10 protein-coding genes and 1 pseudogene are annotated in these 12,070 nt (G+C 60.5%); 8 read left to right on the top strand and 3 right to left on the bottom strand.

Annotated features, from left to right (window positions below; all coding sequences use genetic code 11):
- Positions 1 to 4: 4 nt before the first annotated feature.
- The 7 genes from hyi (at position 5) to E0F99_RS12350 (ending at position 7,604) form a co-directional block, all read left to right on the top strand.
- Positions 5 to 787 (top strand): hydroxypyruvate isomerase, encoded by a 783-nt coding sequence (gene hyi, locus E0F99_RS12380; RefSeq protein ID WP_083359387.1) that lies wholly within the window; start codon positions 5 to 7, stop codon positions 785 to 787.
- A 172-nt stretch (positions 788 to 959) separates the two neighbouring features.
- Positions 960 to 1,850, top strand: a complete 891-nt coding sequence (locus tag E0F99_RS12375; protein WP_026013623.1) for a 2-hydroxy-3-oxopropionate reductase — start codon at positions 960 to 962, stop codon at positions 1,848 to 1,850.
- Positions 1,851 to 1,958: 108 nt separating this feature from the next.
- On the top strand, positions 1,959 to 3,239 hold the full coding sequence (locus tag E0F99_RS12370; RefSeq protein ID WP_083359388.1) for a glycerate kinase type-2 family protein: 1,281 nt from the start codon (positions 1,959 to 1,961) through the stop codon (positions 3,237 to 3,239).
- Entirely contained in the window at positions 3,229 to 4,644 is a 1,416-nt protein-coding gene (gene pyk, locus E0F99_RS12365) for a pyruvate kinase (RefSeq protein WP_083359389.1), read from the top strand. The genes E0F99_RS12370 and pyk overlap by 11 nt, the downstream gene beginning before the upstream one ends.
- Before the next feature lie 121 nt (positions 4,645 to 4,765).
- On the top strand, positions 4,766 to 5,638 hold the full coding sequence (locus tag E0F99_RS12360) for an urea transporter (protein ID WP_083359390.1): 873 nt from the start codon (positions 4,766 to 4,768) through the stop codon (positions 5,636 to 5,638).
- A gap of 31 nt (positions 5,639 to 5,669) precedes the next feature.
- Positions 5,670 to 6,494, top strand: a complete 825-nt coding sequence (locus tag E0F99_RS12355; protein WP_083359391.1) for an ion transporter — start codon at positions 5,670 to 5,672, stop codon at positions 6,492 to 6,494.
- Between the two features lie 105 nt (positions 6,495 to 6,599).
- The gene (locus E0F99_RS12350; protein ID WP_083359392.1) at positions 6,600 to 7,604 is read left to right on the top strand and encodes a sulfate ABC transporter substrate-binding protein; all 1,005 of its coding nucleotides are present in this window, start codon (positions 6,600 to 6,602) and stop codon (positions 7,602 to 7,604) included.
- A 78-nt stretch (positions 7,605 to 7,682) separates the two neighbouring features.
- Here the strand turns inward: E0F99_RS12350 and E0F99_RS12345 are convergent, their stop codons facing one another.
- Positions 7,683 to 8,306: a DUF5666 domain-containing protein gene (locus E0F99_RS12345; RefSeq protein WP_083359393.1), complete on the bottom strand. Its 624-nt coding sequence runs from the start codon at positions 8,304 to 8,306 to the stop codon at positions 7,683 to 7,685.
- A gap of 178 nt (positions 8,307 to 8,484) precedes the next feature.
- Here E0F99_RS12345 and E0F99_RS12340 point away from each other — a divergent pair, with 178 nt between their 5' ends.
- Positions 8,485 to 9,681 (top strand): MFS transporter, encoded by a 1,197-nt coding sequence (locus E0F99_RS12340; RefSeq protein ID WP_083359394.1) that lies wholly within the window; start codon positions 8,485 to 8,487, stop codon positions 9,679 to 9,681.
- 6 nt (positions 9,682 to 9,687) lie between these two features.
- On the opposite strand, the pseudogene E0F99_RS12335 reads toward E0F99_RS12340, so the two are convergent.
- Both E0F99_RS12335 and E0F99_RS30855 read right to left on the bottom strand, forming a co-directional pair.
- Positions 9,688 to 9,960: pseudogene (locus tag E0F99_RS12335) on the bottom strand (type II toxin-antitoxin system HicB family antitoxin); the annotation flags it as partial.
- A 106-nt stretch (positions 9,961 to 10,066) separates the two neighbouring features.
- On the bottom strand, positions 10,067 to 12,037 hold the full coding sequence (locus E0F99_RS30855; RefSeq protein WP_162276195.1) for a M10 family metallopeptidase C-terminal domain-containing protein: 1,971 nt from the start codon (positions 12,035 to 12,037) through the stop codon (positions 10,067 to 10,069).
- Positions 12,038 to 12,070 lie beyond the last annotated feature (33 nt).

Below are 12,070 nucleotides of genomic sequence, written 5' to 3'. Positions count from 1 at the left end.
CCCTATGCCGCGTTTTGCCGCCAACCTGTCCATGCTGTTTACCGAGCAAGACTTTCTCGCCCGTTTCAAAGCGGCTGCCGATGCCGGCTTCCAAGGTGTCGAGTACCTGTTCCCGTACGAATTCAGCTCCGCCGAGATCAAGGCACAACTGGATGCCAACGGCCTGACCCAAGTGCTGTTCAACCTGCCAGCCGGTGACTGGGCTCAGGGCGAGCGCGGCCTGGCGTGCCACCCGGACCGCGTCGAAGAGTTCCGCGCCGGGGTCAAGCTGGCCATCGCCTACGCCCAGGTGCTGGGCAATACCCAGGTCAACTGCCTGGCAGGTATCCGGCCACAGGGCGTTGACGACGAGACCGTAGAAAAGACCTTTGTCGCCAACCTCAAGTACGCCGCCGACAAGCTGCAAGCCGCGGGCATCAAGCTGGTCATGGAGATGATCAATACCCGTGACATTCCGGGTTTCTACCTGAACAACACCGCCCAGGCCCTGTCGATTCGCGAGCAGGTGGGCAGCGCCAACCTGTTCCTGCAATACGACATCTATCACATGCAAATCATGGAAGGCGACCTGGCCCGGACCCTGGCGGCGCACCTGGGTGAGATCAATCACATCCAACTGGCCGACAACCCGGGGCGCAATGAGCCGGGGACCGGGGAGATCAACTATCGCTTCCTGTTCGAGCATTTGGACCGCATTGGTTACACCGGTTGGATCGGCTGTGAGTACAAGCCGCTGACCACCACCGAAGCGGGACTGGGTTGGCTCAAGACCCATAACGCCATCTAACTCAACACGCAGGACCCAATGTGGGAGCGGGCTTGCTCGCGAATGCGGTAAGTCAGTCGACGAAGATGTTGAATGAAAGACCTTCGCGAGCAAGCCCGCTCCCACATTTGGATCTTCAGTGTTTGGCAGACCCTGTCCGCCCTGCACCTAGAATAAAAAGAGGATGTTGATCATGGCTAAAATCGGATTTATCGGCACCGGCATCATGGGCCAACCCATGGCCGCCAACCTGCAAAAGGCCGGCCACCAACTGTTCCTGTCAGAGCATCACGGCAAGGCGCCCGAAGCCCTGATCGCGGCCGGCGCGGTGGCCTTGGCCAACCCGCAGCAAGTCGCCCAGGAAGCCGAGTTCATCATCGTGATGGTGCCCGACACCCCACAGGTGGACGATGTGCTGTTCCGCGCCGACGGTGTTGCTGCCGGCCTGTCACCCAACAAAGTAGTGATCGACATGAGTTCGATCTCCCCCACCGCCACCAAGGCCTTTGCCGCCAAGATCAATGCAACCGGCGCGCAATACCTCGACGCGCCTGTGTCCGGCGGTGAAGTCGGCGCCAAGGCCGGCACCTTGAGCATCATGATCGGTGGCGAGCCGCAGACGTTCGAACGCGCCCTGCCGCTGTTCCAGGCCATGGGCAAGAACATCACCCTGGTCGGCGGCAACGGTGATGGCCAGACCGCCAAGGTGGCGAATCAGATCATCGTCGCGCTGAACATCCAGGCGGTGGCCGAAGCGTTGCTGTTCGCCTCGAAAAACGGCGCTGACCCGGCCAAGGTGCGTGAGGCGCTGATGGGCGGTTTTGCGTCGTCGAAGATCCTCGAAGTGCATGGCGAGCGCATGATCAAGGGCACCTTCGATCCAGGCTTTCGCATCAACCTGCATCAGAAGGATTTGAACCTGGCGCTGGCCGGGGCCAAAGAGCTGGGCATCAACCTGCCGAACACCGCCGGTACGCAGCAAGTGTTCAGTACCTGCACGGCGATTGGCGGCGGCAATTGGGACCACTCGGCACTGATCAAGGGGCTGGAACACATGGCGAATTTTTCGATTCGCGATAAATAATTCAATTTGAAATGCAGACCTGTGTGGGAGCTGGCTTGCCTGCTCCCACATTTTTGTCCCAGTTCCACGTTTCAAACCTAAAAACAAAAATCCCCCGGGAGCCCGCTTATGTCGGTCGATCCGCAACACCTGCTTCGCGAGCTGTTTGCCACAGCCATCGACGCCGCCCACCCCCGGCTAGTCCTTGAACCTTATCTGCCCGCCGACCGTAGCGGCCGGGTGATTGTGATCGGCGCTGGCAAAGCCGCGGCCGCCATGGCGCTCGTCGTCGAGAACTGCTGGCAGGGCGACGTCTCGGGCCTGGTGGTCACCCGCTACGGTCACGGCGCGCCGTGCAAAAAAATCGAAGTGGTCGAAGCCGCGCACCCGGTCCCCGATGCGGCCGGCCTGGCGGTGGCCAAGCGCGTGCTGGCACTGATCAGCAACCTCACCGAAGACGACCGCGTGATCTTCCTGCTGTCCGGTGGCGGCTCTGCCTTGCTGGCCCTGCCCGCCGAAGGCATCACCCTGGCCGACAAGCAAGCCGTCAACAAAGCCCTGCTTAAATCCGGCGCGACCATTGGCGAGATGAATTGCGTGCGCAAGCACCTCTCGGCGATCAAGGGTGGGCGACTGGCCAAGGCCGCATGGCCGGCGACGGTCTACACCTATGCGATTTCCGACGTGCCGGGCGACCAAGCCACCGTCATCGCTTCCGGCCCCACCGTCGGCGACCCGAGCACGTCGCAACAAGCCCTGGCGATCCTCAAGCGCTACGGCATCGATGCGCCCGCCTCGGTGCGCAGCTGGTTGCAGAACCCGGCGTCGGAAACCGTCAAACCCGGCGACCCGCTGCTCGCGCGCAGCCATTTCCAATTAATCGCCCGCCCGCAGCAGTCGCTGGAAGCGGTGGCGGTGAAAGTACGCCAGGCCGGGTTCAGCCCGTTGATCCTCGGCGACCTCGAAGGCGAAGCGCGGGATGTGGCCAAGGTGCACGCCGGTATCGCCCGGCAAATCGTGCAGCATGGCCAGCCACTGGCGGCGCCGTGCGTGATCCTCTCCGGCGGTGAAACCACCGTCACCGTGCGCGGCGATGGCCGTGGCGGGCGCAACGCCGAATTCCTGCTGAGCCTCACCGACAGCCTCAAGGGCCTGCCCGGCGTTTACGCCTTGGCCGGCGACACCGACGGCATCGACGGCTCGGAAGACAACGCCGGCGCAATCATGACCCCCACCAGCTACGCCCGCGCCGAAGCCTTGGGGCTGTCGGCCAGCGACGAGCTGGACAACAACAATGGCTATGGCTACTTCGCCGCGCTCGACGGTTTGATCGTCACCGAGCCGACCCGTACCAACGTCAACGACTTGCGCGCCATCCTGATTCTCGAGACTGCCCACCATGACGCCTGACAAAAAGGTCAAAATCCTCGCCACCCTGGGTCCGGCCACCGACGGCATCGATGACATCCGCGAGCTGGTGGAAGCCGGGGTGAATATCTTCCGCCTCAATTTCAGCCACGGCGACCACGCCGATCACGCCCAGCGCTACCAGTGGATTCGCCAAGTGGAGCGCCAGCTCAATTATCCGCTGGGCATCCTCATGGACCTGCAAGGGCCGAAGCTGCGGGTCGGGCGGTTTGCCGAGGGCAAGGTGCAACTGGTACGCGGCCAAGCTTTGCGCCTGGACCTGGACCCGACGCCGGGCGATCAGTGTCGGGTTAACTTGCCGCACCCGGAAATCATCGCAGCGCTGGAGCCGGGCATGGACCTGCTGCTGGACGACGGCAAGTTGCGTCTGCGCGTCATCACCAAACATGCCGAGGCCATCGACACCACCGTGCTGAATGGCGGCGAACTGTCTGACCGCAAAGGCGTGAATGTCCCACAAGCCCTGTTGGAACTCAGCCCATTGACCGCCAAAGACCGCCGCGACCTGAGCTTCGGCCTGGAGCTGGGCGTGGACTGGGTGGCGCTGTCGTTTGTGCAGCGACCGGAAGATATTCGCGAAGCCCGCGAGTTGATCGGCGACAAGGCATTTCTGATGGCCAAGATCGAGAAGCCTTCGGCCGTGCAACGGCTGCAGGAAATCGCCGAACTGAGCGACGCGATCATGGTGGCCAGAGGCGACCTGGGCGTGGAAGTACCCGCCGAGAGCGTGCCGCAAATCCAGAAAGACATCATCAGCACCTGCCGCCAACTGGGTAAACCGGTGGTGGTGGCCACGCAGATGCTCGAGTCCATGCGCTTCTCCCCGGCGCCGACCCGCGCGGAGGTGACGGATGTGGCCAACGCCGTGGCGGAAGGTGCGGACGCGGTGATGCTGTCGGCGGAAACCGCTTCGGGTGAGTACCCGCTGGAAGCCGTGCAGATGATGAGCAAGATCATCCGCCAGGTGGAAAACGGCCCGGACTACCAGACACAGCTGGACGTCAGCCGGCCCAAGGCCGATGCCACGGTGTCGGATGCGATCAGCTGCGCGATTCGGCGCATCAGCAGCATCCTGCCAGTGGCGGTGCTGGTGAACTACAGCGAATCCGGCAGTTCCAGCCTGCGCGCGGCACGGGAGCGGCCGGTGGCGCCGATCCTCAACCTCACACCCAACCTCTCTACGGCGCGCCGCTTGAGCGTGGCGTGGGGCGTGCACTCGGTGGTCAATGATCGGCTGCGCCAGGTGGACGAGGTGTGTTCCACAGCGCTGGAGATTGCTCAGGCGCAGGGGATGGCGCAGCGTGGGGATACGTTGGTGATTACGGCGGGGGTGCCGTTTGGCAAGCCGGGGTCGACCAACTCGTTGCGCATCGAGACATTGATTTAGCGCCTGCTTGGGCCTCATCGCGGGCAAGCCCGGCTCCCACATTTTGATGTGCAAATACACTCACATGTGGGAGCGGGCTTGCACGCGATTGGGGCAACTCGGTCTCACTGACTTACCACACATGCACAACCCAACCTGCCCCGACTGGGCCGAAGCCCTGCTCAATGGCTTCAGCCAGATATTCCTGCAACGCCAGCCGCTGTGTGGCCTGCTGTGCCTGCTGGCCATCCTTATCGGCGCCCCGGCCTTGCTGGGCGGGGCGTTGTTGGGCGGCGTGGCCGGTTTGCTCACAGCGCAGCGCCGTGGTTATCCCAAGGCAGAGCGCCAGGCCGGCCTTTATAGCTACAACGGCGTGCTGCTGGGTTTGTTGATCAGCCAGCACTTCGCCTGGTCGGCGTTGTTGCCGCCGCTGATCCTCGCATGCGGCGGCCTCGGGGCGATCCTCACGCGGCAGTGGTTGAAACACGCCACCCGCCCGGACGACTTGCCCGCCTACACCGCGCCGTTCGTGGGCCTCGGTTGGTTGCTGCTGGGCACAGTGCCTGAACGCATGTTTGCGCTGAACGAACCCGCCCCCCTCGCCGTCCTCACTGCGCCGTTTACCGGGCTCGCACAAATCATGCTGCTGGACCAACCTCTGGCCGGCGCCCTGATTGCACTTGGCCTGTTGCTGGCCAACCGCCGCGCCGCGCTGTGGGCATTCACCGGTGCCGTCAGCGGCGTGCTGATCGCTTTGTTGATAGACGAAACCAGCAGCGCCCTCCTTGGCCTGCACAGCTACAACCCGGCGCTGGCCGCACTGGCATTGAGCCAGGCACGCCGCCAACCCTGGCTGCCGCTGCTCGGCATCCTCTTGGCGGTCATCCTAACGCCCGGTTTCGCCGCCCTGCACTTGCCCGCGCTGACCGCGCCGTTCATCCTCGCCTGCTGGCTGGTACGCGCCAGCCAGCGGATGTTCAAAGCCTGCGTGGACAGCCCGTTCGAATCCCCCTAGGCTTGCTCGATATTCGATTTAGGCGAGATCTATGGACAGCAACAACGACTGGCGTCAGCGGCTCTACGTCATGGTTTTCCAAAGCGATACAGTGGCCGGGCGCCGCTTTGACGGCATTTTGTTGCTGATCATCCTCGCCAGCATTGTGATCGTGATGCTCGACAGCATCGACCAGATTCATCAGGACTACGCGAATCTGCTGGCCTATATCGAGTGGGGCTTCACCCTTATTTTTGCCATCGAGTACGTCTTGCGCCTGTACTGCTCGCCCAAGCCGTTGCGCTACGCCTTCAGCTTTTATGGGCTGGTGGACTTGCTCGCCATCGTGCCTGGCATCCTCGCGCTGTATTACAGCGACGCGCAGTACCTGTTGATCATCCGCATCATTCGGATGCTGCGGATCTTCCGCGTGCTCAAGCTCAGCCCGTACCTCAAGCAAGCCAACTACCTGATGGCGGCGTTGCGCGGCAGCAAACAGAAGATCGTGGTGTTCCTGCTGAGCGTGTGCACGCTGGTCACAGTGTTCGGCACCTTGATGTACGTGATCGAAGGCCCCGAACATGGTTTTACCAGCATTCCCAAGGGCATCTATTGGGCGATTGTGACCCTAACCACCGTGGGCTTTGGCGACATTGTGCCGAAGACGCCGCTGGGCCAAGTGATCTCGTCGCTGGTGATGATCACCGGTTACTCGATCATCGCCGTGCCCACCGGGATTTTCACTGCAGAGCTGGCGAGTGCCATGCGCGGCGAGCAGCTGCAACACGACTGCCCGGTGTGCAAAAAAGACAGCCATGAGCCCAACGCGGCGTTTTGCTCGCGCTGTGGCAGCAATCTGTTTCATAAAGTGGAATAAGCAAAGTCCGTTTTAATCTTTAAACGTCTATGCGGGCGCGGCTATAGTCGCTGGCAAATTGCCCCTACTCAATCGACCACCTTCTCGAACAACAAGGAATGAGCAGTGAAAAAACTCGTTAGCGCCTCTCTTCTGGCCGCCGGCCTTGCCCTGGCGGGCGCCGTCCAGGCTGCCCCCGTCACACTGCTCAACGTCTCCTATGACGTGATGCGCGACTTCTACAAGGATTACAACGCTGCCTTCCAGAAGCACTGGGAAGCCGAGCATCCGGACGACAAGCTGACCTTGCAGATGTCGTTCGGCGGCTCCAGCAAACAAGCGCGCTCGGTGATCGACGGCCTGCCGGCTGACGTGATCACCATGAACATGGCCACCGACATCAACGCCTTGGTCGACAACGGCAAACTGGTGCCGGACAACTGGGTGACCCGGCTGCCGAACAACAGCGCGCCGTTCACCTCCGCCACCGTGTTTATCGTGCGCAAAGGCAACCCAAAAGCCCTGAAAGACTGGCCGGACCTGCTCAAGGATGGCGTGCAAGTGATCGTACCGAACCCGAAAACCTCGGGTAACGGCCGCTACACCTACCTGTCGGCGTGGGGTTATGTACTGAAAAACGGCGGTGATGAAGACAAGGCCAAGGCCTTTGTCGGCAAGCTATTCAAACAAGCGCCGGTGCTGGACACCGGCGGCCGTGCAGCCACCACCACGTTCATGACCAACCAGATCGGCGACGTGCTGGTGACCTTTGAAAACGAAGCGGAAATGATCGCGCGTGAATTCGGCCGTGATCAGTTCGAATTAATCTACCCAAGCGTCTGCGCCGAAGCTGAGCCGCCGGTGTCGGTGGTCGACAAAGTGGTCGAAAAGAAAGGCACCCGCGTAGCCGCCGAGGACTACTTGAAATACCTGTGGTCGCCGGAAGGTCAGGAAATTGCTGCCAACAACTACCTGCGCCCACGTGACCCGAAGGTGTTGGCCAAGTACACCGACCGCTTCCCTAAAGTCGACTTCCTGTCGGTAGAGAAGACCTTTGGTGACTGGCGCACCGTGCAGAAAACCCACTTCAATGATGGTGGGATTTTTGATCAGATCTACAGCGGCCAGTAACCTGCTCTAGCTGAGTAAACACGGTCAAAATGTCGGAGGGGGCTTGCTCCCTCCCACATTGGGTGGTGTGTTTGGCAATTACATCGGCGGTGTCACGCCATCCTTACCCGCCGAAATCGCCTGAGCGGTGACAGTCCCATCCGCCCCCTGCGCTGCAAACATCACCACCTTCACCCCCGGTTTGAGCAAGCTACGGTCACCCGGCTCCAGGTTGACGATCGGCACATCATCCGGCACCACAATTTTCTGCTCGCCGCCTTTGTACTTCACGGTCAAGGTACGCCCTTGGCTGACGACCAGATCGCCGACGGTGCCGTTGGTCATGCTGCTGCCTTCTTTCAAGTCGAACGCGCGGTGGCCGTCGCCCGTGCCGGCCATGGCCGGCGGGAACACGTGGACCTCCAGAGCCGTCAGGGTGCCGTCGGCATTCGGCATGGCGGCAGAGCCGATATAGCTGCCGGGCTTGATTTCATCAATTTTGGCCAGGGTGACGGCGCGTACTTGGGTATCTTTGGTCAGGTGCACGGTGACTTCTTCACCGCTGTTGACCTTGACGTGCATTGCGTCGCCGTCGATCGCCGTGATGGCGCCGCGTACACCCACTCGTGGAGCATCGGCGGCTTTGGCGGCATTGGCCAACCCAATGGCCATGGCCGCGGCAAGCGTTGAAGCCAGGATCATCTTGTTCAGCGTGATTTTCATGAAATTGAATTTCCTGTTTCGGCAGTTGTGACTGAATGTATCATTGCCGTTCGACTCAAAAGTTAACGTTTCAGTCATTAATTTGCGGCATGAGTGATATCACTGACAGCGCCCTACTACGGCGCTGGCGTTGTCTTTACTCTCGCACGCCACCTTCCTTCGCTTTTACGAGAACATCATGAACGCTAGCCCACACGCTACAGGCACCATGACCCGAGGCATGGTGATGCTTTTTGCGTTCTGCTGCGGTGCCATTGTGGCCAACATCTATTACGCCCAACCGATCATCGAATTGATTGCGCCGGACATCGGCCTGACCCCGGCGATGGCCAGTCTGATCGTGTCCCTGACGCAAATCGGTTACGCCTTGGGCCTGTTCTTCCTGGTGCCACTGGGCGACCTGCTGGAAAACCGCAAGCTGATGATCACCACCACCGTAGTGGCCATCGCCAGCCTACTGGGTGCTGCGTTCACCGAGCAGCCGAATTTGTTCCTTCTTGTGTCGCTGCTGATCGGGTTCAGCTCCGTCTCGGTGCAAATTCTGATCCCGCTGGCCGCACACCTGGCGCCGGCCGAGTCCCGTGGCCGCGTGGTTGGCAGCATCATGGGCGGCTTGCTGCTGGGTATCCTGCTGGCACGCCCGGTGTCCAGCGTGGTGGCTGACCACTTTGGCTGGCGTGCGATGTTCATGGCCGCCGCCGCGTTGATGGCGTTCATCAGCGTGGTATTGCTGATGACTATCCCCAAACGTCAGCCCGACCATAGTGCCAGCTACGGCCAGTTGCTGCGCTCGCTGGGCACCCTGCTGCGTGAGCAACCGGTACTGCGCCAGCGCGCGTTTTACCAAGGCTGCATGTTCGCCACGTTCAGCCTGTTCTGGACCGCCGCCCCGCTGGAACTGGTGCGCAACCATGGCCTGAGCCAAACCCAGATCGCGATCTTCGCCCTGGTAGGCGCCATCGGCGCCATCGCCGCGCCCATCGCCGGCCGCCTGGCCGATGCCGGCCATACCCATCGCGCCTCGCTGCTGGCGATGCTGTTGGGTGCCTTGAGTTTCCTGCCGGCCTTTGTACACCCGTTGTACAGCGTGATCGGCCTGGCGGTGACCGGCGTGGTGCTGGATTTTTGCGTGCAGATGAACATGGTCCTCGGCCAACGTGCTATTTACGCCCTCGACGCCAACAGCCGCAGCCGCCTGAACGCGCTGTACATGACCAGCATCTTCATCGGCGGCGCGTTCGGTTCGGCAATTGCCAGCAGCGTGTATGAACACGGCGGGTGGCTGGGCGTCATGCTGGTGGGCAGCGCGTTCCCGCTGGTGGCGTTGTTACGCTTCCTTAGTGCTTGGCGTGGTGCCTCGGTCGCAACCGCCTGAGTGCCCTCAGGAACGCACCCACTTCTGCAAGGCCGCATCCGCCAGAAATGACGAGCGGCTTTTGACCTTGTGCTCACGCACATAACGGTCGATTCGCTGGATGACATAACCGGGCAAGGTCACATTGACCTTCTCGGTTTTGCCCAGATAGGGCGAGATGCCCAACGCCAGCATTCCCCGGCCCATGCCCGCGTATTCTTCATGAGCGTGATGGTTGGCCACCGACGTTGGCATCGGACTCGCCCCGCCTTCGGCCGCGATCTCTTGCAGCATGATGTTCCCAACGAGCAGGCTGGCAAGTGCCAAGGCACGGGCGTTTGTCGAGTACGCCCAAGCGCTGATCAATGCGTGAGCTTGTCAGCGCCTCGCCGGGGTACTTTTAGCGCTAGCGGGCAGCCAGGCCGAGCACGTCCTGCGGCTTGATCAACCGCGAGCTTTGAATCAGGAAATCCGAATACCGCCGCCCCAGCAGGTCGACGCCCACAAAGGAGCGGCCGCTCTGTGGGTCATACGTGACGACGGTATCGCCAATACGCCCCGTATAGTTCTCAACCAGGTGCAAGGAGGTTCCCAGCTCGTTTGCCAGGGCTGTCAGATCAATAGCGTCTTCGCCACTGGTGAAATCCATGAGCCGGTCAGGGTCGTAAGCGCTCGAATCACTGACCTTGGCATATTTGAACGTGTTTCTACCGCCCACGCCCCAGAGTTCATCGCCACCGCCACCGCCCGTGATGACGTTGTTCACAGCGTTGCCTATGATCCGGTCTCGGCCTGAGCCGCCGATAGCATTCTCCAGCGTGACGCCTTCAGCGATGGCGACGTTATTGCGCAAGCCGCCTACGCTGGAGGCTGAGTTATGGCGCAAGTCGATGACCTGGTTCTGTGTGAAGCCGGAAAAGTCCAGGGTGTCATTGCCGCCGGTGTCGCGAATGGCGAAGTCGGGGGCGCTGCTCCCGGCATGCAGGCTGCTGGCGCTGTCACCGGTGTTGGCGTTGAACCCGTAGACCGTATCGTGGGGGTTGATGCCACGCTCAGGATTCGGTGTCGGGCTGCGTACGGCGCTCAGTTGCGTAACGCCAGTGCCAGTGACCACGTCACTGGCACGAATCCCGCCCACACTCTTGATAAACAGATCGGCTTTGCCACGCCCTGTCAGGTCAACGCTCAAGCTGCCGTTCCCGCTGTTCTGATCATGGCTGAGAACGATCTCGCCAGCTCGCCCTGTCAAACGCTCGACCACCTTGAAATGCTTGATTGAGTAGTTTTTGAATAGGCCGCTGAGATCAATCTTGTCCGTCCCACTCACGAAATCCACAATGTTGTCTGGCCTGGCGAGCGTAGAGTCATTCGCCCAATCGTAAACAAAAACATCCGCGCCGCCGCCGCCTCTCAACTGATCCGCACCGCCGCCGCCACGCAGCCTGTTGCCAACCTCATTACCCTGAATGTCGTCGTCGCCCGGACCGCCGATGGCGTTTTCCAAGACAACCCCCTTGGCAATGGAAACATTGCCCTTCAAGCCGCCAACGCTGGAATACGACTCAGCGCGCAAGTTGATTTTCTGGTGTTGGGAAAACCCGGAAAAATCCAACGTGTCATTGCCCCCACCGTCCCAGATTGAAAATAGAGCGGTGTCGTTCGCGCCTTTAAGGTTGAAGGCACTGGCGCCGGCAGTGGCGTTAAAACCATAGGTGGTGTCCGTATTCCGGGTCGTTAAGTTGGCACCGTAGGGTTGCTGCGCCGCTGCAATATCATCTTTCATAAGCAGGGAAGGTTCACGGCGCCGAAAATCATGACCCGGTTGATTGGTTTCGCGCCAATAACTCATTACGCTGTGGGCTCTGGTGTCTTGCTCATAAGGCGTATCGGCATAACTGCCCACACCTTTACCATAGTCACCGGGGTGCCCGAGACCAATGGCATGCCCCACTTCATGAACAGCGGTTAATAAAAAATAATCGCCATTTTGCGGCGTATCAGAAGCGCCCTTAGTTCCGATAATGGTGGTCATGTCAGCGTGATACAGATCAGGCAAGTGTGACTTCCCACCACTGGTTTCAGGGTTCGCCTTGATTGTTATTGAACCGTCCGCGGACGCCGAGGGTTCTTTGAATACAATGTTGGTCACCTCCTGCCAGGCCTGCAGCGCTTTGCGAATCGAGGCTTTCTGTTGTGCAGAGAACGCTGCGTCAAGGGTGAAAGACAATTCGATTTTTCCGTCGCCATTACGATCGTAATGCCGGTATCCGCCTCGCAGTATCTGCCTGGCGGCCTCATCGGTAGTGAAAGAGGCTTTTTTGACCGCACGATTAAACATCGGTGCATGATGATTAACAAACGAATTAGCAACTCTCATAAACATCCTTTGAAAAACTTTATAATCAACCTG

The sequence above is a fragment of the Pseudomonas antarctica genome (assembly GCF_900624995.1).
Lineage (GTDB): Bacteria > Pseudomonadota > Gammaproteobacteria > Pseudomonadales > Pseudomonadaceae > Aquipseudomonas > Aquipseudomonas antarctica.
Note: the sequence above shows the minus strand (reverse complement) of the source record. Positions and strands in the feature narration are given on the sequence as shown.